The organism is Mesorhizobium sp. M7A.F.Ca.US.008.03.1.1 (assembly GCF_003997495.1).
Lineage (GTDB): Bacteria > Pseudomonadota > Alphaproteobacteria > Rhizobiales > Rhizobiaceae > Mesorhizobium.
In genome coordinates this window covers 325,106-345,577 of the sequence record NZ_RZRU01000002.1, presented here as the reverse complement: position 1 = coordinate 345,577, position 20,472 = coordinate 325,106, and the positions used below count along the sequence as shown (strand labels likewise).

Here is a 20,472-nt window from a genome sequence, read left to right as displayed (position 1 = left end):
CCGGCCCTGAAGATACCATCATGCTGAGCGCCGGCGTCCTCGCCTGGATCTGCGTCGTCTTCCTCGCCGCCGGCTTCGTCAAGGGCGTCGTCGGCATGGGGCTGCCGACCGTTGCGATGGGCCTGCTGGCGGTGACGATGCCGCCAGCGCAGGCCGCGGCACTGCTGCTGATCCCGTCGCTGGTCACCAATCTCTGGCAATTGCTGACCGGCCCCTCCTTCGGCCGCCTGTGCAAGCGGCTGTGGACGATGATGGCCGGCGTGATGCTCGGCACCGTTGCCGGCGCCGGCCTGCTGACCGGCACGCATACGGGCGCGGCTTCGGCCGGGCTGGGCGCCGCACTGGTGCTTTATGCGATCCTCGGCCTCGCCAAAGCCGGCTTCACCACGTCGGTGCGCCACGAAGCCTTGCTGTCACCGCTGGTCGGGGTGGCAACCGGACTGGTCACCGGCGCCACCGGCGTCTTCGTCATCCCGGCGGTGCCCTATCTGCAATCGCTGCGGCTGGGCAGGGAAGACCTGATCCAGGCGCTCGGCCTGTCCTTCACCGTGTCGACGGCAGCGCTCGCCATCGGACTGTTCAGGACCGGCGCCCTGGCGTCGCCGAGCGCGCAACTGGTGGGGTCGGTCGCAGCCCTCGCGCCGGCGCTGGCCGGCATGTTCGCCGGCCAGGCGCTGCGCCAGACGATGAGCGTTGAGACCTTCCGCGCGGTATTCTTCGTGGGGTTGCTGGCGCTGGGGGGCTATCTCATGGGTGACGGTATTCTGTAGCTTGTGGCAGGCGTTCAGAATGCAGCTATTGCCTTAGCGATCGCGGCGAAAGGCAGGACTAGGGACAGCGGCGCGCCACCGCTTTGATGGCTTTGACGCGCGGATAAGGCGGTTGGTCGGGGAGGGCGGGTTTTCAAGCAGGTCGAGGACGCGCAGACTGTCCCGTTCTGACAGTGCAAGAATGTTCCGCGCGTTCGATCGCAGCCTGGGCGTCACGCAGTGCGGAGCGCGTAACGAACTCGGTCAGGCCGACATTCGACAAGACGGCCGCACGTGCGATCACGGCTTTCGCTTCGGGGGAATCCGTTGCGAGGCATGGCTATTTCCTTTGTCTGTTACCGCACCACCAGAACCGCAATCTCCGTGTAGGACAGCACTTCCGCCGTCTGGCTGCCGAGAAGCAGCTTGCCCAGTCCGCGGCGGCCATGCGAGGCCATAACGATCAGGTCGCAGCCCAGGGCCTGCGACAGTTCCAGGACGGCTTCGGCGGGCCGCTTGTCCTCGACATGCACGACCTCCGCGGAGACGCCGGCGGCATCCGCCGTGGCCTTGCATTTGGCGAGCACTTCCTTGGCATAGCGGCCTGCCTCTTCCTTGTAGGCGACCAACTCATCGCCGGCGGCGTAGCCGGCCATGGCGCCGCCCCAGGCGAAGATCGGGAATGGTTCCGAGACGGTAACGAAGGTGACGGAGGCGCCGAGGCCCTTGGCCAACGTCAGGCCGTGGGCAACGCCCTTGTCGGCCAGTTCAGATCCGTCCGTGGCGATGAGCAGATGTTTGTACATGATGATCTCGACTTGTTGTGCAAGGGCCGATGCCCTCGTGGTGGCGGGAGCCTTGTGGAGGCTGGCCTTGATATAGTTGCGACGTAGGGCTGATCACAGGGCCGGCCCGCCGCGGATCAAGGCAAGGCGACCACGCAGTTTTGTGCCAAGCGGATTCCCCTTTGCCGCATCGTCGCTTAAGGTGCCGGCGACACTGAAAGGCACTCCATGAGCAACGCGTATCCCCAAATCCATCTGGTCCGGCATGGTGAGACGGCATGGAGCCTTTCGGGGCAGCATACCGGCCGCACCGACATGCCGTTGACGCCGGTTGGTGAAGCCGCCGCGCGGGGTGTCGCGGACAGGCTCAAGGGCCTGTCTTTTTCGGCCGTATGGTCGAGCCCGTCGCAGCGCGCCTACAACACCAGCGTGCTGGCCGGCTTCAGCGCGCAGAGCGTCAAGAAGGACGATCTGCAGGAGTGGGACTATGGCGCCTATGAGGGGCTGACGACAAAACAGATACTGGCCGAGCGCCCCGGCTGGAATGTGTTTCGCGATGGTTGTCCAAAGGGCGAGATGGCGGCCGATGTGGGCGCGCGGGCGGATGTGGTCGTCAGACAGTTTCATGAAGCTGGCGGCTCGATCCTGGTATTTTCCAGCGCGCATTTTTTGCGCGTGCTGGCGGCGCGCTGGATCGGGCTGCCACCCGAGGGCGGCGCGCTGCTCGTGCTCGATACGGCCAGCATCAGCGTGCTCGGCTACGAGCATGATTTGAGCGAGCCGGTCATTCGCGAATGGAACCAGAAGTAGAGCAGCTTCGGCCGGCGGCGCGGCTTCCGCCCTACCTGTCGAATTTCCTGATCGCCTCGGCGGTTACCGGCGTGAAGAAATTCACCAGATTGCCATCGGGGTCGCGAAACAGCAGCGAGCGATTACCCCAGGGCATTGTGGTCGGCTTCTGCACGGTAACATCCCTTAAGATGTCCGAGAACCTGGCGAATTCAGCATCGACGTCGCCGACGCGGAACTCGATGATGACGGTGTGGTTGTCGGCGGGGCGAGCGATGTCGCCGCCGAACAGCATCAAGGTGCGCGTGCTGCCAATCGCCAGCGTGCAGGCCGGTGTCACCAGTTCGGCGAAGTCTTCCGTGTAGACCGTCACGGGCATGCCGGTGATCTCGCCGTAGAAGCGCACGAGACGCTGAACGTCTGACGTGATGATGCGGACAGAGACGAAATTCATTGTTTTGCTCCTGGATTGGTGGAGCCGCGGCCCGGCCCATGAGTCACCTATAGGCCAGGCCTCCTGACAGCTTCCTGTCAGGAGGTGGCGCGGATGCAAGGCCGCCGACATCGACGACACGCGGGGATCACCCACCCAGCAGCGCCAACTCTTCTGCTGTCAAATGCCGTGCCGTACCCTTGGCCAGGTCGCCGAGCGGCAGGCCGCCGATGGCGATGCGGATGAGACGCTTGACTTCGACGTCGTGCGTGGCGAGCAGCCGGCGGATGTGGCGGTTGCGGCCTTCGTCGAGCACGATCTCCAGCCAGGCGGTGCGGCCGCCGCTGCGCAAGAGTTCGATCGAGTTGGCGGTCAGGTTCTCGCCGTCGACGGTCGCGCCGGCGCGGAATTTGTCCAGCATCGCCGCATCCGGCACCGTGCCGATCTGCACGTGATAGGTCTTGGGCAAATGCGAGGCCGGGTCCATCAGCCGGTTGGCAAACTGGGTGTCATTGGTCATCAACAGCAGGCCTTCGCTGGCCTTGTCGAGGCGGCCGACCGGCGAGACGAAGGGCAAATCGAGCCCTTCCAGGCAGGCATAGACGGTGTCGCGCTGTTGGGGGTCGTCGCGAGTGGTGACAAGCCCGCGCGGCTTGTTGAGGATGAGATAGACCTTGCGCTCGGCAACCACCGGCCTGTCGTCGACGACGATGCGGTCGCGGTTGAGGTCGACGCGCAGGGCTGCATCGCGCACCACCTTGCCGCCGACGCGCACGCGGCCTTCGACGATGAGCACCTCGGCCTGCGTGCGTGAGCACAGGCCAAGCTTCGACAGCGCGCGGTTGAGACTGACGCCGGGCGCCGCCTGCCTGCCGCTCTGCCGTGTCTGGCGTGGTGTCATGCTGCCCGTCTGTGCCGGTGGAGCCGACAGATGCCACGGGCCGCGATCGCTTCGCAAGCGTGATGCTGCTGCCTTCGTACGCAGGGGAAGGGGCAATGACGGCATCCGCGGTTCTTGGACCTGCGATATTGTCGCCGCCGCATCCGCGATAAACTTGCTTCGCATGAGTGAGTCTCCCGACATCTCGCCGATCATCAAGACCGTCGTCATCGGTGCCGAGCCGGCCACGGTCTGGCGGATACTGACGAGGCCAAAAATGATCCCGCAATGGATGTCCGACGAGGAGTTGACCGTCAGCCTGCAAGGGCATACCGGTGGCGCGATCATGATGCGCGGACTGCTGCACGGAATGCCGTTCGAGAACCATGGCACCATCCGCGCTTTTGAACCGGAAAAGAGCTTCGCGTACGGCTACTGGAGCACGCTGTCGGCCTCGCGGCTGGCGGACGTGCCCGAAAACCACACTGTGGTCAGCTTCGATCTGGCGCCGGCGGATGGCGGAACGCTGTTGACACTGACGCTCAGCGACTTCGCCGAACCGGCTATCCGTCCGCACGCCGATCTCTACTGGGGTCCGACCTTGCAGATCCTGAAGGCTGTCTGCGAGCGCGCTTGAGGGCGGTCGTCATCCCCGCGGACGTCCGGCCCTATCCTTTGGGGTGTCGGGCGAGAGCCAGCGCGCGGATGCGGTCGGCGACCGCGCTGTCGACCGGGTTGTAGACGGTCAGGCTCAAATCCGGCCGGCCATCGACCGCGAACCCCGAATATTCCAGCTCGATGTCACCGAGTTCCGGGTGCTTCAGGCGCTTTGTCCCGTCGCCGTGGCTGAGCACGTCGTTTTCCCGCCACAGGGCGGCAAACTCGGGGCTGACGCTGCACAGTTCGTCGACGAGCTGGGCGACCTCTGAAACCGCGCCGGCGCGCGCCGCATCGGCGCGGAACGAGGCGACCACGAAGCGGGCCAGGTTTTCCCAATCGTGCTGCCTGGCGCGGATGACAGGGCTGCGGAACATGAAGCGCAGGATGTTGCGCTCGCCTTCGGGCAGGGCGCTGTAGTCGGTCAGCACGACCCGCGCGGCGCGGTTCCAGGCAACGACGTCCCAGGTGGCGGTCCTGACTATGGCGGGGCTGGCATCGAGCGTATCGATGAGGCGCTGCAGCCGTGGGCTGACGCCCTCGACGCCCCTGTAGCGGACCTCGGGCGGGCGCCCGAGCCCGAGCATGAAAAGATGTTCGCGTTCCGCCTCGGTCAGCAGCAGTCCCTTGGCGATGCGGTTGAGGACATCGGCGGAGGGCGCACCGCCTCGGCCCTGTTCCAGCCATGTGTACCATGTCGGGCTTATGTTGGCGCGCTGGGCGACCTCTTCCCGGCGCAGCCCCGGCGTGCGCCTGCGCCCGGAAAACCCGAACGACGCCGGATCGAGCCGCGTGCGCCGGTCTTTCAAGAACGCTGCCAGTGAGCCGGTGGAATTGGAGGGCATCCTGTTAGCCATTATACCATGATAAGGTCACCACTTTAATAGAATAATAGACCAACGATATTACGCAGGCAACTGTGCAGGAGATTTTGCATGCGTATCTTTCTCACCGGCGCGACCGGTTTCATCGGTTCGGCGCTGGTTCCCGAACTCATCAAGGCTGGCCATCAGGTGGTCGGCGTGACCCGCTCCGACGCCGGCGCCGAGGCGCTGGCCGCCGCGGGTGCCGAGGTGCACCGGGGAACCCTCGAAGAGCCCGAGACCTTGCGCGACGGCGCGGCCAAGGCGGAGGCCGTGATCCACACGGCGTTCGACCATGACTTTTCCCGGTTTGTCGAAAATTGCGAAAAGGACAAGCACGTCATCGCAGCCCTCGGCCAGGCATTGGCCGGCTCCGACCGGCCGCTGGTGATCACCTCCGGCGTCGGCATGGGCAGCCCTGGGCATGGCCAGTTGGCGGTCGAGGACGTCTTCAACGCCAGCCATCCCAATCCCCGCATCGCGTCGGAACTGGCCGGCAATGCCTTGCTGGAGGCCGGCATCAATGTCTCGGTGGTGCGCCTGCCGCAGGTCCACAACCCGGTCAAGCAGGGCCTCATCTCGCCGCTTATCGAGATCGCGCGTGAAAAAGGCGTCTCGGCCTATGTCGGCGAAGGCCGCAATCGCTTCTCCGCCGGCCATCTGCTCGACGCGTCGCGCCTCTACCGGCTCGCCGTGGAAAAGCGGCAGCCCGGCGCGCGCTATCACGCGGTCGGCGAAGAAGGTGTCGACGTGCGCGCAATCGCCGAGGCGCTTGGCCGGGGCCTGAAATTGCCGGTCGTTTCCATCGCGCCGGAAAAAGCGGCGGAGCATTTCGGCTGGATGGCGATGTTCGCCCCCATGGATCTGCCGGCTTCCAGCGCGCTGACCCAGGCAAGGCTCGGCTGGCATCCGACCGGCCCGACCCTGATCGCCGATCTCGACGCCATGCGGTATTGAGGCGCTTGGCAACGTTCGAGGTGAGCCGAAGCCTCTGAACTTCGTCATCCTCGGGCAAAGCAGGAGCGCAGCTCCGTCGCGGAGACCCTGGGCTCCATGCCACGACCCTAATCGTAGAGTGCAGCGGAGCAGAATGCTGCACCGCTGCGGGGCTTCCGAGTCCCGGCATGGATCCTGGGGTCTGCGCTGCGTCGCTTCGCTCCTTGCTCGCCCCAGGATGACGACTTTTAGGGATCATGCTCCAGGGCTGACGGCATAGCGCAGATGGACGAGCCCATGCGCCAGCGCCTCGCAGCTCTTCAGCGACAGTTGCATCTTGCCTGCCAGGCCGCTCTCGCCGAACTCGACGAAGGCCTGGTTTGCCGCGCGCCCATCAATGGCAGGCGCCACGAGAAGGCTCAGCTCATCGACAAGCCCGGCCGCGAGGGAAGAACCGTTGATGCCGGCGCCGCCCTCGAGCAGCAGCCGGCGGATGCCGAGTTCACTCCCGAGCACCTCGAGCATCGCAGCGAGATCCATGTCCGCCGTTTCCGCGACGATATAGGACACGCCGTCGGATGCGAGTTCGGCCAGATGGCTGTCGGCAACGTCACGCCCAAGCAACACCACGACATGATCGCCGCCGATGTCGGGTTTGGAAAAGTGAAGCTTGCCTGAGGCATCCAGCGCCACGGCATAACTGCCCGCACCCATTTGCGCGAAATGATAGGGCCGGTCGACCTTGCCGGCATTGGCCGGCGGATGCGCGCCGGCCTTGCTCATCTCGGCCATGGTGACGCGGCCGACGATCCAGGCGTCGCCCGCAAGGTCGTTGTGGATCTGCTCATAAAGGCTTGACCACTCGGCCCGGGTGCCATCGGGGCTCCTGGTATAGCGGCTGGGGTGGAGGCCGCCGTCAAGGGATGCAAGCATATGGCAGATGATTTGCGGCTTCATGCGGGTTCTCATGTCAGGAGTTTCGAAAGCTCAGCTGAGTTCAAAGTAGCGCTGGGCCGAAGAAATGAAAGCAGCGATCGGCTTATCGGCCCGGTCACGCAGCCCTTGTGCGCATATCGCGACAATTCAAACCCGCGCCGTAACCCTTTGTTTTCTTGCGCGGCGTATCCACAAGGGCCGCGTCGCCTATGGTCGACGCATCAATGGACGCGCGAAGCATGGGTTCACCCTGGTCCGAGTTGCTGGCCAATCTCGCCGTCGTGGCGATGTTCGTTTCCGTCTGGATCCACACCCATGTGTGGCTGGACCGCAAGGCGGCTTTGACTCGGGCGACGGCTTTCGGTCTGCTGATGGGAGCCGGCGCCATCATCCTGATGCTGACGCCGATGCAGTTGCAACCCGGCGTCTTCGTCGATCTGCGCGGCACGATGATCGCATTGGCGGGCTTCTTCGGCGGCCCGGTCGCCTGCGTCGTCGCCGGGCTGCTTGCGGTTGCTTTCCGCTTTCATGAAGGTGGCATCGGCGTTTTCGCGGGCGCCATGGGCATTTCTATTTCCACCTTGATCGGTATTGCCGGCCATCTCGCCCTGAGAGGGCGCGCGCCCGGCCGCGTCGACATCCTGATCCTGGCCGCAACGGCCGCCGCCAGCTCGCTGCTCAGCCTGCTCGCCCTGCCAAGGGAGATCATGCGGGCGGTGCTGCCGGAAGTGGCGCTGCCGACGTCGCTGCTGATCTTTCTTTCGATCATACTGTCGGGACTTGCGCTCTACCAGGAACGGCGCCGCATTGAGGCACTGCAATCGCGGCGCATCTACAAGGCGGTCGTCGAGGCGCTGCCCGATTGCCTCAACGTCAAGGATCTGGAGGGCCGGTTCATCGCCGCGAATCCGGCTACCGCGAGACTAATGCGGGCCGTGAATACCAACGCGCTGATCGGCAAGACCGATTTCGATTTCTATCCGCGAGAAACGGCCCGGAAATTTCACGAGGACGAGCTCGCCATTCTCGCGGCCGGCGTACCCTCCACCATCGAGCAGCGCCTTCATCACGGAGACGGACCCGACGGCTGGCTGTCGACGCTGAAAGCGCCGTTCCGGGATCAGAGCGGAACCATCGTCGGGCTGATCACGCACAATCGCGACATCACCACGCGCAGGCAACTGGAGGACGAACTGGCTGAAAGCCGTGTCCGGCTGGCGGACGCCCTGACGCATATGGCCGACGGCCTGGTGATGTTCGATCGGGATGGCAAACTGGTGCTCAGCAACGCCCAATACATTGCCTTGTTTCCGCAGACGACCGACATCCGGATAGCCGGTGCCGATTATCGCGATATCCTCCGCATCTCGGCCGCGCGCGGCGAGCAACTCGTGCCGCCGGACAGGGTCGAGGACTGGATCGGCGGCATCGTGGCATCGCGGAAGCTTCCCAGCAACCGCCAGGAGGTCAGGCTTGCCGATGGACGCTGGCTTGATGTCAGGACGAGGCCGACCGCCAATGGCGGCAGTCTCAGCGTCTATTCCGACATCACTGATGCCAAGCATGTCGAGGCCGAATTGCTCGCAGCCAACGAGAAGCTGAACCTGCTGGCCAATCGAGACGGCCTGACCGAACTGCTGACGCGCCGAGCCTTCGATGAAGCGCTGGCGCGCGAACATGCACGCGGCAAGCGGAGCATGGCGCCGCTGAGCCTGCTCATCATCGACGTCGACTGGTTCAAGCGGTTCAACGATCACTACGGCCACCCGGCCGGTGACGAGTGCCTGCGCGCCGTCAGCGGCTGCATCAAGGCCATGGCCCGCCGGCCGGCCGATGCGGCAGCCCGCTACGGGGGCGAGGAGTTCGCGCTCATCCTGCCCGAAACCGATGCCCGCGGCGCCTTCGTGATCGCCGAAAACCTTAGAGCCCGCGTTCGCGACCTCGGGCTTGCGCATGCTGGTAGCGAAAAGGGCATCGTCACGATCAGCATCGGCGTCGGAACCTTTGCTACCGGCAGTGCCCCGGTCGAGATTGCCGATCTGCTGCGGCGTGCCGATGAGGCTCTCTATGGCGCCAAGGCTGCCGGGCGGGACCGGGTCCACGGCTGGCGCCCGCATGTGAGCGAGCCGCACGCGACAGGCGCACGAGGCCGGCCGTGAGGGCTCAGCCTGGGTAGTGGCGTCCATGCCCGCAAACCAAAAATCCGACAATTCCGATAATTTGCTGGGCAGCCCTGTTATATCGATGTTGCACAAATGGTTGGCCCTGGGTTAGCATCCCTGCGCAGGCGTCGGTGGGAGGCTCTTTTTACAGCGGCGGCCAGCTGGAGCGGCATGCGTTTTCGGGCGCAGGGAGGATGCTCCACACTTTGAACCGACGCATGATCCTTCCTGAAACCGATCCCGGTTCTCGGGTCGTGCGTTCTTGTGGAGGAAGATCCCATGAACAGACGTGAATTCCTGCTGTCGTCCGCTGCTTTCGGCGCCATGATGGTTGCCGCGCCTTCGGTGTTTGCGCAGGACAAGCTCACCATCCTTGGCTCGGTGCCCAGTCTCGGCTTTCCGTTCTTCGTGCACATGCTGAACGAGATCAAGGCGGAAGCCGCCACGCAAGGCGTCAATCTGACCGAAAGCGACGGCCAGAACTCGGCCACCAAGCAGACCGCCGACATCGAGGCCGCCCTGGTGCAGAAGGTCAACGCCATCGTCATCTCGCCGCTCGACGTCAACGCACTGGCGCCGGCCATCGAGGAAGCGGTCAAGGCCGGCGTTCCCGTGGTGACGATCGACCGCCGCGTTGACGGCGTCGAGGGCATCCTCGCCCATGTCGGCGCCGACAATGTGAAGGGCGGCGAGGCGGAAGCCAACGCCGTGGTGGCGGCGTTCCCCAACGGCGCCAAGCTGTTCCATCTGCAGGGCCAGCCCGGCGCCGGCCCGGCGATCGACCGCAACAAGGGCGTGCACAATGTGCTCGATCCCTTGAAGGACAAGTATCAGATCGTCTTCGAACAGACCGCCAACTTCGCCCGCGCCGAGGCGCTGTCGGTGACCGAGGCCGGCCTTGCCGCCAATGGCAAGCCGGACGCCATCGTCTGCGCCAATGACGACATGGCGCTGGGCGCCATGGAGGCCTGTGCGGCGCGCAACTTCACCGACGTCAAGATCTACGGCTTCGATGCGTTGCCGGAAGCGCTGGTCGCGGTGCGCGACGGCAAGCTTGCCGGCACCGTCGAGCAGTTTCCCGGAGAGCAGTCGCGCACCGCGGTGCGCATCGCGGTGGCCTTTGCCAAGGACAAGACCGAGCCGAAGGAGAAGCTGGTGCTGCTGACGCCGATCGTCATCGGCAAGGACAATCTCGACAAGGCGGAGCGGATTGGCGAGACGAAGTAGGCGCTTACGGTTGACAAGCCGGCGGGACAGCACCCCCCTCTGTCCTGCCGGACATCTCCCCCTCAAGGGGGGAGATCGGATGTCGCTTCTGCTTTCGCCAATTTTCAACGTTGAAGAAAAAGCAGCGAAGGCGAAGCTGCCAATCTCCCCCCTTGAGGGGGAGATGTCCGGCAGGACAGAGGGGGGTGTTCAAGCGCCGACATGAACTGCATAAAGGGAGGGACCTTTGTCATTGGCTGAAGCATCCTCGCCATCACCCATCCTGCTTGCCGTCGAAGGCATCACCAAGCATTTCTCGGGCGTGACCGCGCTCAGCGATGTCTCGCTCGATATCCGCCCCGGCGAGATCCTCGGCCTGCTGGGCGAGAACGGCGCCGGCAAATCGACGCTCTTGAAAATCCTCTCGGGCGTCATGCCGCCGTCGGGCGGCCGCATCATTTTCGACGGTGCCGATTATCATCCGTCCAGCCCGCAGGATGCCAAGCGGCTCGGCATTGTCACCATCTACCAGGAACTGAGCCTGATCCCGACGCTGACTGTGGCGGAGAATATCTTTATCGGCCGCGCGCCGATCGGCCGGTTCGGGCTGGTGAGCTGGAGGCGCATGGAGCAAGAGTCGCGTGCGATCATTGCCCGCGTCGGTCTCTCCATAGATCCGATGACGCCGGTGTCGGCGCTGTCGGTGGCCGAACAGCAACTGGTCGAGATCGCCCGCGCCCTGTCGCTGAAAAGCCGGCTGATCATCATGGACGAGCCGACCTCGGCGCTGACCGAGACCGAGGTGCAGCGGCTGCTGTCGATCATGGATCGGCTGCGCAAGGACAAGGTCGCCATCATGTTCGTCACCCACCGGCTGGAGGAAGCGTCCGCCATATGCGATCGCATGACGGTGCTGCGCGACGGGCGGCTGGCCGGACATCTCGACCGTGAGGGTGGACCGATCGCCCTGCCCAAAATCATCGAGAAGATGGTCGGCCGCGCGGCGTCCGAGCTCTACGCCCGGCCGGCGCAACGCGCGGCGGCCGGCGATGTCGTGCTGTCGGTGCGCGGCCTGCGCACCGTACGCGACCCCGAGGCGCCCCACGCCATCGTGCTAGACGGCGTCGACATCGATCTCAAGGCCGGTGAAATCCTCGGCGTTGCCGGTCTCGTCGGCTCGGGCCGCACGGAACTGGCGCGCGCCATTTTTGGGGCCGACCGCATCGCGGCCGGAACCATCACGCTCGACGGTATCAAGATCGCGCCGGCCTCGCCAGCCGACGCGATCGCTCTCGGCATCGGCCTGGTGCCGGAGGACCGCAAGCACCAGGCTATCTTTGCCGCGCTGGGCATCCTGCCGAATTTCTCCATTGCTTCGCTGGGCAGCTTCAGCAACGGTTTCGGCTTCATGGCTGAGCGGCGCGAGCGCGATGCGCTGGCCGGGTTTCGCAAGATGCTGTCGATCCGCATGGCCTCGGCCGAGCAGGCGATCGAGGGCCTGTCCGGCGGCAACCAGCAAAAGGTGATCCTGGCGCGCTGGCTGGCGCGCGATCCCAAGGTGCTGATCGTCGACGAGCCGACGCGCGGCGTCGATGTCGGCGCCAAGACGGAAGTACACCAGATCCTGGTGCAGCTTGCGGCGCGCGGCATTGCGGTGATGATGATCTCGTCCGAATTGCCGGAGGTGCTGGCGGTGTCGGACCGCATCGTCACCATGCGCCGGGGACGCATCACCGGCCAGATGCCGGGCGTCGAGGCAAACGAGGAAAGACTGATGGAACTGATGGCACTCGACCGCAAGGAGACACTATGAGCGTGGCGGGGGAACAGGATCAGCGCGGCGGCATCAATTTCGCGCGGCTTTTGATGAGCTTCGGACCGCTGCTGTTCCTGGTGGCGCTGATCATCGTCTTCACCGTGCTGAAGCCGAGCTTCATGGATCCGATCAACCTGTTCAACATCACGCGGCAGATATCGATCACCGGGCTGATCGCGCTCGGCATGACCTTCGTCATCCTCACCGCCGGCATCGACCTGTCGGTCGGCTCGCTGCTCGCCTTCTGCGGCATGGTCGCCGCTGTGGTCGCCAAGGGCGGCTCGGCCAACACACTGTCGCTGTCGACCTCCGGCACGCAAGGTTTCGGCTGGTTCGCCGCCCTTTTGGCCGCCGTCGTGGTGGGTGCCGCCGCAGGCGGAGTGCAGGGGCTTGTCATCACCCGGCTGAAGGTGCCGCCCTTCGTCGTCACGCTGGGCGGGCTGACGGTGTTTCGCGGCCTGACGCTGACCATCTCCAATGGCGGCCCGATCTCGGGCTTCGACGCCTCGATGCGCTGGTTCGGCACCGGGCTGATCGGCCCCGTGCCGGTGCCGGCGCTGATCTTCGCGGCGGCCGCCATCCTGTGCCACATCGTGCTGCGCTATACCCGCTACGGCCGCGCCGTCTATGCCGTCGGCGGCAATGCGGAAGCGGCGCGGCTGTCGGGCCTGCGCGTCGACCGTATCCTGGTCTCGGTCTATGTCATCGTCGGCTTCTTCGCCGGGCTCGCCGCCTTCGTGCTGTCGGCGCGGCTGAACTCCTCGGAAGCGGTCGCCGGCATCGGCTACGAGCTGACGGTCATCTCGGCCGTCGTCATCGGCGGCACCTCGCTGTTCGGCGGCATCGGCTCTGTCGGCGGCACGGTGGTGGGCGCGGCGCTCATCGGCGTGCTGCAGAACGGGCTGCAGTTCAACAACGTATCGTCGTATACGCAAAGCATCGTCATCGGGCTGATCCTGATCCTGGCGGTGGCGTTTGATCGCTGGCTGAAATCGCGGGTGAGACGGTGAGGGACGGAAGGCCTGCCCTTACCCCCCCCTCTGTCCTGCCGGACATCTCCCCCTCAAGGGGGGAGATTGGATGTCATGACTGCTTTCGCCAATTTTCAACATTGAAGGGAAAGCGGCGAGGACGAAACTGCCGATCTCCCCCCTTGAGGGGGAGATGTCCGGCAGGACAGAGGGGGGCGCCTCGCACCTCCCCCTGATAGGTGACCCCCTCCCCATTCCTTGCAAAACAATCATGCTTTGCTAGAAAGGTTTTGGCGGGTGGCATCGTGAGAGAACCTCATGTTTGCCGATATGATCAGACCGATCACCCTAGGTTTTTCGCTGCTGCGGCGATTCTGGCCGCAGCTCATGGCACTGGTGCTGATCGGCGTGCTGGTCGGCGATCTCCTGATGCAACTGGCGGCACGCGTGGCGCTGGCCAATCATTTCGCCGGGCTGGCCATGCTGACCCTGGTGGCGCTGGCGCAGCTGGTGGTGACGGTGGCGATGTTCCATGTGCTGCGCCCCGGCCTGCCGCATGTGCTGGCCGCGCAGCGCAGCGCCGACAAGGCCGCAACCGCTGAGGCGCAAACGGAGCCGGGTGCCGAGGCGGACCGGCGCGGCTCGCGGCTGGTGCGCATGATCACCATCGCGCTGCTGCCGTTCTTCGCCTATTACGCCGCCTGGGGATTTCTGGGCGACATCGTGCGGCAATATTCGCGTGCGACGCTCGACCAGGCCGATTTCGGCCAGAGCGCCAATGTGCTCGACGTGCTCGATTCACGCTGGCTGCTGGTCTCCGTGGCGGTGTCGTGGCTGATCCGCCGGCTGGCTAAATTCATGCAGGCTAAAACAAGTGCCGCCTCGTTCTGGCAGATCGTCGTGGTGATCTGCGAGACCAACTGGATCTTCGTCGGCCTCTATGTGATCAGCCGCTGGAAGGACACGGCGCTGCAATGGCTGATGAGCCGCAATTTCTGGTCGGCCCTGCAAGCGTCAGTCGACGGGCTGGCGAGCCCGGTGCCGATGGCATCGGCCGCACCCATGGTGCCGGTCGAGTCGATCGCGCCGTCGACGGTGGCGATCAACCTGTTCTTCTTCATGCTTCTGCCGCTGATCTGGCTGGTGATGGCGGCGCTGATCTATGGCTATGACGTGCGCGACGATGCTGCCCTGATGCGCGTGCACGGTCGGCTGGAGCGCGCCGGCCAGCGCTATGCCGGCCTGCCGAAATTCCTGCGCGATTTCGTCGAGCATTTCATCGCCGGCTACCGCTCGCGCTATCTGCCGATCGCCAACGGCGTGCGGCTGACGGTGAGCTCCAGCCTGGTGCTGTTGTGCACGCTGGTCGTCGGTTACCGCCTGCTCGACTGGGGCGCTGCCTGGCTATGGCTGTGGGCGACGCGGCTGATCGGCCCGCACGAGCTCGACGTCTGGCAGATTTTTTCGCATGGCGTGACGCTGCTGTTCGGCAGCCCGTTCCAGGATTCCTCCACCGGCATCCTGATCGAGCCGCTGCGCATCTGCTTTCTCGCCGCCGTGCTGGAGACGGCGTTTTCGATGGCGAAGGGGGGCGGAAAAGGTTGAGGCTGCGGGGTAGGGCGAGGGTGTTGGAGCGCTTCCCTTCTCCCCGTCCCTATACGGGGAGAAGGTGCCGGCAGGCGGATGAGGGGCGGTGCCTACGCGGCAGAATTGAGAACCTGGAGGTCAGGCTCGAAAGCCACTTGCCGTAGCGTTGGCGCAGCCCCTCACCCTTACCCTCTCCCCGTATAGAGACGTAGAGAGGGGGGCGTCAGCGTCGGAGCTACTTCGGCGGCCGCTGAAAACGCAAATACCAGGGCCGTTCGCTGCCCAGCCCAACAGCCGGGCGGATGGTCTTGACTGCATCCTCGGGCACGATGAAGGTTTCGCCGACGGTGATGATGTCGCCCTTCTTGGCGCCGGAGAAGATCGCCGAGGTGCAGTTCATCACGCCGTCCGGCAGGCTGACGCCGGAGATGAAGTCGGGCAGCCAGCGGCGCCCGGCGGCGTCGGTCAGCATCACCTTGCAGCCCAGCCACTGCTTTTGCAGATCGGGGTCGCCAACCGTCACGGAGAAGGTGGCGATGACGGCGAAGGCGTGGTCGGGCAAGCGGCCGGCCTTACCGCCGCGCAAATCGGCCAGCCGCCAGTCACTGCCGCCGAACGGCATGGATTGGCCAAATTCGACATCCCTGGCGATGAGGTCTTCGCCGTGCAGCCATTCGCGGACGCTGTCATAGCTCGTTTCGGCCAGCGTCAGCGGCAACAGGATGGCGAGTGCGACAAGACCGCGCCGACGCCATTTTGTCTCGCCACCGCTGGCTGGGTCTATGTCGGTTGAAACCGTGCTCATGTCTTGCCCTGCTGCGTCTGGCCCTGCTGTGTCTGGCCCTGCGGTGGTGCAGGGGCGTCGAGATCGTATAGCGGCAAGACATCTGTCGGCTGGCCGTCGGCGCCGGTCGGTACCGCGTCGAGGCTGATGCGGGCTTGGGCGTCGAGCGGGGCGAAGCGGCGCGCGGCGACCAGCAGGCTGGCGCCGCGGATCTGGTCCGGCGGTACCTCGAACACGAACAGGCCGTTTCTTTCCAAATCCGGATCGACGGCATGCGGCGGCATGTCCTGGCGATAGCTGAGTCGCTCCGTGTGGTGGTAGCGCAGGCCGGTCGGGCCTTGCCAGGTGCCGCCGGCCACCGTGGTGGAGGTGCTGGTGGCGGTGAGATCGGCCGTCACCACCGCCCACAGGCCGCTGGTGGTCAGCAGCCTTTCCTGGCCGAACTGGTTGGTCTTCAGCGTTCGCGCAAAGACCACCTTGTCGAGGCGGACATCGAAGCTGCGCGCCCGCACCGTGTCGTGCATGGCGCCATCGATCGGGATCGGTGCGGTGAGCTCGGCATAGTGCGGCTTCGACACCTGCATGCCGTAGCTGAGCGCCACGGTGGCGCATAGGATCAGGAGATTGCCGATGGCCCGGATCTTCATGAGCCGCTCTCGGGCAGGTCGGCGACCGGCATGGCGACGGTGCCGAGCCGATAGGGATTGAACCAGCCCGGCGTGCCGTAAAGGTTGTCGCGCGGCTTGAAGATTTCGGCGGTGACGCCGAAGCTAAGATTTGCCGGCACGGCGGCGTCGCGGGCAAGCGGCCAGACATAGGCCATGCGTTCGGTCATACCGGGATGCAGTTCCGGCGTCAGCGTCGAATCGCGAGCAAGCGCGATCATCGGCAGGGGATCGGGCAGGTCGATCCCGTCCGGCTTGAAGACATTGAAATAGGCCTTGTCGGATTGCGCCGTGCGGTTGGTCATGTCGGCCTCCAGCACCAACGCCTTCTGGCCTGGTTTCAGCGGCACGCCATAGACCTTGGCGCGGCTGACATAGGCGCGCACCGGCTGGACACGCCAGGGTCCGGCATCGATGGCGGCATCGGACGGCAATTGCGGCGGGGCGTGGGCGGGCAGGGCGCCGAACGCGCCCATCAGGCCGGCGACGAGCAGGGCGGCGATGGTTCCCGCGCCGGCCGTTATCCAGGTTTGAAATTTTGAACGGGCAGTCTTGAACATTCCACACTATGCACGTCGAACGATCAGCCACCCCTGTGCAGTCTAGAAAGAAAAAATTGCTGATGGAACCCGCAAATGGCTGGCCCAGTCCTCACGCTGCTTCGCGCGCCCACAGAAGATGGCCATGGCGACGAAAATAGCGCGCCACCAGCCGTTGTTGCTTGGCCCTGATCAGGTCGGGCAGGCGCCGCTCCTGGCGCCAGCGCGGCATGTTGCGCCAGCAGGCGATGAAGCGGGCGGCGTCCTCGATGGCTTCGTGCGCCGACAGCGCCGGGCCAATCGCGGCCAGGAACAGCGCCTGCGACTGTTTCAACTCGTCGATCACCGCCTTGCGCTTGACGTGATCCTGACGGGCGTGGGCGATGCCGTTGCGGCGGATGGCTTCGAAGGCTTCAAGCAGGGCAGGGCTGTCGCCGGTATAACCGCAGGCGCGGGCAAAATCGGCGGCGTCCATTGTCACTCCCGGACTTGATGTGGCGGTGGGGCACGCCCCGACTCACATTTACGATCTAATATAAGCATAACTCAAATAAATCTAGAAGAAAAACTTTTGGGACTGTTTGAAAACTGCGACTCGACTCCCGGCGCAAAACGCAGGAATATGCGAACAAATCAGGAACAAAAGACGCAGGAGGGGCGATGGCATTGCCGGGCAGGGAACCAGTGGTCGCGCATGTGGCCTCGATCTCGGTGGAGTGCACCGATTGCGGCCGCAACCGTTGGTGGCGGCCCGATCAGCTGAAGCGGTTCGGGGTGACGGGCAATACGCCGCTGGCCGCCCTGTCGGGCCGCATCGTCTGCTCGGCCTGCCGCGCCGACGGGCTGCCGGGCGCTACCGTTACGATCCAGGCGGCATTCATCGACGAGCGCCAGCGCGTGCTCAGCGAAGCGCGGATGCTGAGCGACCGCGAGGTGCCGCTGGAGGGGTCGCGGCGGGCTTGAGTTTTGTCGAAAGGAAGTGTGCTGGTTTTACCTTCTCCCACAGGGGAGAAGAAAGAGCGCCCCGTCCTCAATACCCTAGCAACTCCTTCAGCGGAATCACGCGCCAGACGTGTTTTATGGCGTAGCGGTCGAAGGTCAGCGTCTTCGGCGGGTTGTACTGCTCGACGACCAGCTCACCCGCGGTGCGCTTGACCAGCTTCTTGATGAAGGCCTTGCCGTTGCGTTCGTTTTCCTCCGGGAAGATCTCGATCACCACATGGTCGCCGGGCACCGCGTCGCGGCCGCCGCAATAGATCAGGTCGCCGGGCTCGTAACGCGGCACCATGGAATCCGAGAGCACGTGCAGGGCGAACACCTTCGGCAGGTTGCGCACGCCCGGCGGGCGCTGGACGTAACCCGCCGGCTCGCCGTTGAAGGTGAAATCGCCATCGTCGCCGCCGACGGCCGCGCCCAGCACCTCGATATCCATCGACCCGGCGGGTAGCGGACCGGCATCGGTGACGATCTCCGCATCGGCGACCGGTCCGGCATCGTCGAGGAAGACGACCTGCCCTTGGCCCAGCGCCACCGGGTCGACGCGCAGGAAGGCGGCGGTCTTCAGGAGGTTCTCGGTCTTGGGCAGATTGCGGCCGGTTTCCCAGTTGCCGACGGCGGCGACATCGGTGTCGTTGTGCTCGGCAATGTGGCGCATGACCAGGCCGCGCTGCTTGCGCGCCTTGCGGATCGCCGCCCCGACCTTGATCGACAGTTCCGTTTTTGCCATGGCACCCATGTGAGCGATGAAAGTGGCTCTCGTCTATGAAAGAATGGCTTGCATAATGTTTTGAGTTATGCTTATATCCAATCATGCAAAACCTGTCCAGCTTCCATGGCGCCGAGGCGCCGACCTCATGCGAGGCGCCGGCCTCATGCGAGGCGCATCCGGCGACTGTCGCCGGCACCCATTCCCTTTCGCCGCGGCCGTCCTCCTCCCCGGCCGGGGTGAAACCCGAGGCTCGGTGCTTCAATGCACCAGCCTCGGGTCCGGTTCGCCCGTCTCCGGCGACCGGAACGGCCGGAGCCGCCGCTCCCAACGGCTCCGGCCCCCAATTCGACCGGCATGGCGCCGGCCGGCCTGCTCGGTCGTGCATCCGCACCGAGGATGGCACCGTGATCCTGCTCGACCTGGCAACGGGCAGGGCGATTTCCGCGCCCGACAGGAAAACCGCCGAAGCGCGGCTTTCGAGCCTGCGATCGGCCCAATCCCGGCTGAGACTCGCTGGCTGGGATTGGCCCGCAGAGGCTGACCCGGGCGCCAAGCCGGCTTGAAAAAGACAACCCCGATCGCGGCCCGGCCAACCGGGTCAAACCCTGACGCTTGCCTGACGACGCGCGGCCGAAGGCAGAACTTTGGATGGAACTGGATATGGCAAGCTATAGCGACGCGGAATTGCACGAGATCGGCCGCTGGCTGAAGGAAGGGCTTTCAGCCTCCAGGCTTGCAGTCGCGTTCAGCGCGCTGCGTGGCAGTCCGGTGTCGCGCGACGCCATTATCGGCATCGTGCACCGTAACGCCGTGCTGGGCGCGATCGGTTTTGCCAATGGCAAGGGGCCGCCGCCGCGAGCCAGACAGGCCGGGAGCAAGCGCGCTGAAGGCAAGCGGGCGAATGGCACGCCGGCGACTGCGACGCCTGTCGTCGGCAAGATGCATGGCGTGCTTGCCGCCAAGGACATCCATGCGCGTGAAGTGGCCCGGCCCAGGCGCGCCCGCTCGTTCGTGCGCGAGGCGGGTGTGCTGGTCGCCGACGGCGTAGCCTATCGCCTGGAGATGCCGGCGCCGCCGCGCGCGGCCAGCGGCCGGCAGCCGCACGGCGTGGCGATGCGCTTCATCGATTGCCTGTTTTCACGCTGCCGGGCGCCGCTGGATCTGACGGTGGAAGTGGATCCGGACAGCTCTATTGCCGAAGAGGGGGATGCGCTAGGCAGCCGCCCGGACGCCAACATGCTGTGCTGCGGCATGCGCACCAAGGGGCTGAAAAGCTATTGCGCCTATCACGAGGCGCGCTTTCGCCGCCGTGTTTTTGTGGCGGCAGGGTGAGTGAAGCGTCCCTTCTCCCCGTCACTCACGGGGGGAGAAGGTGCTGGGAGGCGGATGGGAGCAGCACCGACGTAGGGGGTGAAAGCAGATATGAACTTCAAGCATCTGGCTCAGGAGCGACTTACCGAAGCGCTGGCGCCGCTCCTCACTGCCTTGCCGGGCGTTCGCTGTTCGAAAAGCCAAGCAATTGGCTTTTCGTCCGCTGCGCGGACCACGCCTCACCCCCGTGAACGGGGAGAAAGAGGCGGCGGCCTTATCGTCAAAACCCTATTTCGGCATCTGCCGGCCCTGCTTGGGCGTGCGGCTCTGTACGCTCCGTGCGTCCATCGCCATGGCCGGGTTGCCTTCGGCGATCAATATGCCGGTCACCCGGGCAAAGCCGGTAAACACCTTCATGGCGTCGGCTTCCGAAATCTGCGCGGCGATCGCCGCGCTGCAGGCGTTCAGCGCGCTGCGGTACACATGGCCGCGCCGCTCCAGCGGCCAGCGCTGCAGAAAATCGGCGGCTTCGCTGACGCTGTCGATCTCTTCGATCTCATCTTCCACCCGCACTTTGAGCGGCACTCCGGTTTTCATCGTACCCACGGCGTTCACCTTCGCTTTGCGCGCGGCTCCAGCTACCGCATCCATAAACGCGCCCCGATGGCGGCGGGTTGCATCAATTTTTCGGCCGG

The 20,472-nt window shown here is 65.0% G+C and carries 24 protein-coding genes; 11 read left to right on the top strand and 13 right to left on the bottom strand.

The annotated features are described in order from the left end of the window. Positions 1–20: 20 nt before the first annotated feature. Positions 21–770 carry a sulfite exporter TauE/SafE family protein gene (locus tag EOA16_RS04620; RefSeq protein ID WP_127255895.1) on the top strand — a complete coding sequence of 250 codons (750 nt, stop codon included), beginning with the start codon at positions 21–23 and terminating at the stop codon, positions 768–770. Between the two features lie 33 nt (positions 771–803). Here the strand turns inward: EOA16_RS04620 and EOA16_RS33625 are convergent, their stop codons facing one another. From EOA16_RS33625 to EOA16_RS04610, 3 genes are read right to left on the bottom strand one after another with little or no spacing between them, the layout of a single operon-like run. After that, entirely contained in the window at positions 804–926 is a 123-nt protein-coding gene (locus EOA16_RS33625) for a hypothetical protein (protein ID WP_348630311.1), read from the bottom strand. Next, on the bottom strand, positions 904–1,053 hold the full coding sequence (locus tag EOA16_RS33620; protein WP_348630310.1) for a DUF1778 domain-containing protein: 150 nt from the start codon (positions 1,051–1,053) through the stop codon (positions 904–906). The genes EOA16_RS33625 and EOA16_RS33620 overlap by 23 nt, the downstream gene beginning before the upstream one ends. Positions 1,054–1,105: 52 nt before the next feature. Next, positions 1,106–1,555, bottom strand: a complete 450-nt coding sequence (locus EOA16_RS04610; RefSeq protein WP_127255893.1) for a universal stress protein — start codon at positions 1,553–1,555, stop codon at positions 1,106–1,108. Positions 1,556–1,762: 207 nt separating this feature from the next. Between EOA16_RS04610 and EOA16_RS04605 the strand changes: the two genes are divergently transcribed. Beyond that, positions 1,763–2,344, top strand: a complete 582-nt coding sequence (locus EOA16_RS04605; protein ID WP_127255892.1) for a histidine phosphatase family protein — start codon at positions 1,763–1,765, stop codon at positions 2,342–2,344. A gap of 31 nt (positions 2,345–2,375) precedes the next feature. Here EOA16_RS04605 and EOA16_RS04600 read toward each other — a convergent pair whose 3' ends face one another. After that, positions 2,376–2,777: a VOC family protein gene (locus EOA16_RS04600; RefSeq protein WP_127255890.1), complete on the bottom strand. Its 402-nt coding sequence runs from the start codon at positions 2,775–2,777 to the stop codon at positions 2,376–2,378. A 127-nt stretch (positions 2,778–2,904) separates the two neighbouring features. Beyond that, positions 2,905–3,657 (bottom strand): pseudouridine synthase, encoded by a 753-nt coding sequence (locus EOA16_RS04595; protein ID WP_127255889.1) that lies wholly within the window; start codon positions 3,655–3,657, stop codon positions 2,905–2,907. Between the two features lie 163 nt (positions 3,658–3,820). Here EOA16_RS04595 and EOA16_RS04590 point away from each other — a divergent pair, with 163 nt between their 5' ends. Further along, positions 3,821–4,273: an SRPBCC domain-containing protein gene (locus EOA16_RS04590; RefSeq protein WP_127255887.1), complete on the top strand. Its 453-nt coding sequence runs from the start codon at positions 3,821–3,823 to the stop codon at positions 4,271–4,273. A 31-nt stretch (positions 4,274–4,304) separates the two neighbouring features. Here EOA16_RS04590 and EOA16_RS04585 read toward each other — a convergent pair whose 3' ends face one another. Further along, the gene (locus EOA16_RS04585; protein WP_164754111.1) at positions 4,305–5,138 is read right to left on the bottom strand and encodes a helix-turn-helix transcriptional regulator; all 834 of its coding nucleotides are present in this window, start codon (positions 5,136–5,138) and stop codon (positions 4,305–4,307) included. 90 nt (positions 5,139–5,228) lie between these two features. Between EOA16_RS04585 and EOA16_RS04580 the strand changes: the two genes are divergently transcribed. Beyond that, positions 5,229–6,113: an SDR family oxidoreductase gene (locus EOA16_RS04580; RefSeq protein ID WP_127255883.1), complete on the top strand. Its 885-nt coding sequence runs from the start codon at positions 5,229–5,231 to the stop codon at positions 6,111–6,113. A gap of 234 nt (positions 6,114–6,347) precedes the next feature. On the opposite strand, the gene EOA16_RS04575 is transcribed toward EOA16_RS04580, so the two are convergent. Beyond that, complete coding sequence (locus EOA16_RS04575) at positions 6,348–7,049, bottom strand: RibD family protein (RefSeq protein ID WP_127255881.1); 702 nt, start codon at positions 7,047–7,049, stop codon at positions 6,348–6,350. Positions 7,050–7,267: 218 nt separating this feature from the next. On the opposite strand from EOA16_RS04575, the gene EOA16_RS04570 reads away from it, so the two are divergent. From EOA16_RS04570 to EOA16_RS04540, 5 genes are all read left to right on the top strand, one after another. Beyond that, the gene (locus EOA16_RS04570; protein WP_127255879.1) at positions 7,268–9,187 is read left to right on the top strand and encodes a diguanylate cyclase; all 1,920 of its coding nucleotides are present in this window, start codon (positions 7,268–7,270) and stop codon (positions 9,185–9,187) included. A gap of 282 nt (positions 9,188–9,469) precedes the next feature. After that, on the top strand, positions 9,470–10,417 hold the full coding sequence (locus EOA16_RS04565; RefSeq protein ID WP_013530574.1) for a substrate-binding domain-containing protein: 948 nt from the start codon (positions 9,470–9,472) through the stop codon (positions 10,415–10,417). Between the two features lie 232 nt (positions 10,418–10,649). After that, positions 10,650–12,209, top strand: a complete 1,560-nt coding sequence (locus EOA16_RS04555; RefSeq protein WP_164754110.1) for a sugar ABC transporter ATP-binding protein — start codon at positions 10,650–10,652, stop codon at positions 12,207–12,209. Continuing rightward, positions 12,206–13,222, top strand: coding sequence for an ABC transporter permease (locus tag EOA16_RS04550; RefSeq protein WP_027035281.1), 1,017 nt, complete (start codon positions 12,206–12,208; stop codon positions 13,220–13,222). Before EOA16_RS04555 ends, EOA16_RS04550 begins: the two co-directional genes overlap by 4 nt. A 279-nt stretch (positions 13,223–13,501) precedes the next feature. After that, positions 13,502–14,788 carry a hypothetical protein gene (locus tag EOA16_RS04540; RefSeq protein WP_127255876.1) on the top strand — a complete coding sequence of 429 codons (1,287 nt, stop codon included), beginning with the start codon at positions 13,502–13,504 and terminating at the stop codon, positions 14,786–14,788. Positions 14,789–15,005: 217 nt separating this feature from the next. On the opposite strand, the gene EOA16_RS04535 is transcribed toward EOA16_RS04540, so the two are convergent. From EOA16_RS04535 to EOA16_RS04520, 4 genes are all read right to left on the bottom strand, one after another. Continuing rightward, entirely contained in the window at positions 15,006–15,575 is a 570-nt protein-coding gene (locus tag EOA16_RS04535; protein WP_127255874.1) for a hypothetical protein, read from the bottom strand. Continuing rightward, positions 15,572–16,201 carry a hypothetical protein gene (locus EOA16_RS04530; RefSeq protein ID WP_127255873.1) on the bottom strand — a complete coding sequence of 210 codons (630 nt, stop codon included), beginning with the start codon at positions 16,199–16,201 and terminating at the stop codon, positions 15,572–15,574. Before EOA16_RS04530 ends, EOA16_RS04535 begins: the two co-directional genes overlap by 4 nt. Continuing rightward, a complete protein-coding gene (locus tag EOA16_RS04525; protein ID WP_127255871.1) occupies positions 16,198–16,779 on the bottom strand; it encodes a hypothetical protein in 582 nt (193 codons plus the stop codon). Before EOA16_RS04525 ends, EOA16_RS04530 begins: the two co-directional genes overlap by 4 nt. Before the next feature lie 91 nt (positions 16,780–16,870). After that, positions 16,871–17,233: a hypothetical protein gene (locus EOA16_RS04520; RefSeq protein ID WP_127255869.1), complete on the bottom strand. Its 363-nt coding sequence runs from the start codon at positions 17,231–17,233 to the stop codon at positions 16,871–16,873. Positions 17,234–17,418: 185 nt separating this feature from the next. Here EOA16_RS04520 and EOA16_RS04515 point away from each other — a divergent pair, with 185 nt between their 5' ends. Beyond that, positions 17,419–17,721, top strand: coding sequence for a hypothetical protein (locus tag EOA16_RS04515; RefSeq protein ID WP_127255867.1), 303 nt, complete (start codon positions 17,419–17,421; stop codon positions 17,719–17,721). A gap of 67 nt (positions 17,722–17,788) precedes the next feature. Here EOA16_RS04515 and EOA16_RS04510 read toward each other — a convergent pair whose 3' ends face one another. After that, the gene (locus EOA16_RS04510; RefSeq protein WP_127255865.1) at positions 17,789–18,493 is read right to left on the bottom strand and encodes a helix-turn-helix transcriptional regulator; all 705 of its coding nucleotides are present in this window, start codon (positions 18,491–18,493) and stop codon (positions 17,789–17,791) included. 633 nt (positions 18,494–19,126) lie between these two features. On the opposite strand from EOA16_RS04510, the gene EOA16_RS04500 reads away from it, so the two are divergent. Beyond that, complete coding sequence (locus EOA16_RS04500) at positions 19,127–19,798, top strand: GcrA cell cycle regulator (RefSeq protein ID WP_127255862.1); 672 nt, start codon at positions 19,127–19,129, stop codon at positions 19,796–19,798. Between the two features lie 267 nt (positions 19,799–20,065). Here the strand turns inward: EOA16_RS04500 and EOA16_RS04495 are convergent, their stop codons facing one another. Then, positions 20,066–20,428, bottom strand: coding sequence for a DUF982 domain-containing protein (locus EOA16_RS04495; protein WP_127255860.1), 363 nt, complete (start codon positions 20,426–20,428; stop codon positions 20,066–20,068). Between the last annotated feature and the right edge of the window lie 44 nt (positions 20,429–20,472).

What these genes read in the sequence shown, in the direction of transcription:
- EOA16_RS04620 (WP_127255895.1), top strand. Translation starts at nt 21, where the DNA reads ATGCTGAGCGCCGGCGTCCTCGCCTGGATCTGCGTCGTCTTCCTCGCC.
- EOA16_RS04610 (WP_127255893.1), bottom strand. Translation starts at nt 1,555, where the DNA reads ATGTACAAACATCTGCTCATCGCCACGGACGGATCTGAACTGGCCGAC.
- EOA16_RS04605 (WP_127255892.1), top strand. Translation starts at nt 1,763, where the DNA reads ATGAGCAACGCGTATCCCCAAATCCATCTGGTCCGGCATGGTGAGACG.
- EOA16_RS04600 (WP_127255890.1), bottom strand. Translation starts at nt 2,777, where the DNA reads ATGAATTTCGTCTCTGTCCGCATCATCACGTCAGACGTTCAGCGTCTC.
- EOA16_RS04595 (WP_127255889.1), bottom strand. Translation starts at nt 3,657, where the DNA reads ATGACACCACGCCAGACACGGCAGAGCGGCAGGCAGGCGGCGCCCGGC.
- EOA16_RS04590 (WP_127255887.1), top strand. Translation starts at nt 3,821, where the DNA reads ATGAGTGAGTCTCCCGACATCTCGCCGATCATCAAGACCGTCGTCATC.
- EOA16_RS04585 (WP_164754111.1), bottom strand. Translation starts at nt 5,138, where the DNA reads ATGCCCTCCAATTCCACCGGCTCACTGGCAGCGTTCTTGAAAGACCGG.
- EOA16_RS04580 (WP_127255883.1), top strand. Translation starts at nt 5,229, where the DNA reads ATGCGTATCTTTCTCACCGGCGCGACCGGTTTCATCGGTTCGGCGCTG.
- EOA16_RS04575 (WP_127255881.1), bottom strand. Translation starts at nt 7,049, where the DNA reads ATGAAGCCGCAAATCATCTGCCATATGCTTGCATCCCTTGACGGCGGC.
- EOA16_RS04570 (WP_127255879.1), top strand. Translation starts at nt 7,268, where the DNA reads ATGGGTTCACCCTGGTCCGAGTTGCTGGCCAATCTCGCCGTCGTGGCG.
- EOA16_RS04565 (WP_013530574.1), top strand. Translation starts at nt 9,470, where the DNA reads ATGAACAGACGTGAATTCCTGCTGTCGTCCGCTGCTTTCGGCGCCATG.
- EOA16_RS04550 (WP_027035281.1), top strand. Translation starts at nt 12,206, where the DNA reads ATGAGCGTGGCGGGGGAACAGGATCAGCGCGGCGGCATCAATTTCGCG.
- EOA16_RS04540 (WP_127255876.1), top strand. Translation starts at nt 13,502, where the DNA reads ATGTTTGCCGATATGATCAGACCGATCACCCTAGGTTTTTCGCTGCTG.
- EOA16_RS04535 (WP_127255874.1), bottom strand. Translation starts at nt 15,575, where the DNA reads ATGAGCACGGTTTCAACCGACATAGACCCAGCCAGCGGTGGCGAGACA.
- EOA16_RS04530 (WP_127255873.1), bottom strand. Translation starts at nt 16,201, where the DNA reads ATGAAGATCCGGGCCATCGGCAATCTCCTGATCCTATGCGCCACCGTG.
- EOA16_RS04525 (WP_127255871.1), bottom strand. Translation starts at nt 16,779, where the DNA reads ATGTTCAAGACTGCCCGTTCAAAATTTCAAACCTGGATAACGGCCGGC.
- EOA16_RS04520 (WP_127255869.1), bottom strand. Translation starts at nt 17,233, where the DNA reads ATGGACGCCGCCGATTTTGCCCGCGCCTGCGGTTATACCGGCGACAGC.
- EOA16_RS04515 (WP_127255867.1), top strand. Translation starts at nt 17,419, where the DNA reads ATGGCATTGCCGGGCAGGGAACCAGTGGTCGCGCATGTGGCCTCGATC.
- EOA16_RS04510 (WP_127255865.1), bottom strand. Translation starts at nt 18,493, where the DNA reads ATGGGTGCCATGGCAAAAACGGAACTGTCGATCAAGGTCGGGGCGGCG.
- EOA16_RS04500 (WP_127255862.1), top strand. Translation starts at nt 19,127, where the DNA reads ATGGCAAGCTATAGCGACGCGGAATTGCACGAGATCGGCCGCTGGCTG.
- EOA16_RS04495 (WP_127255860.1), bottom strand. Translation starts at nt 20,428, where the DNA reads ATGGATGCGGTAGCTGGAGCCGCGCGCAAAGCGAAGGTGAACGCCGTG.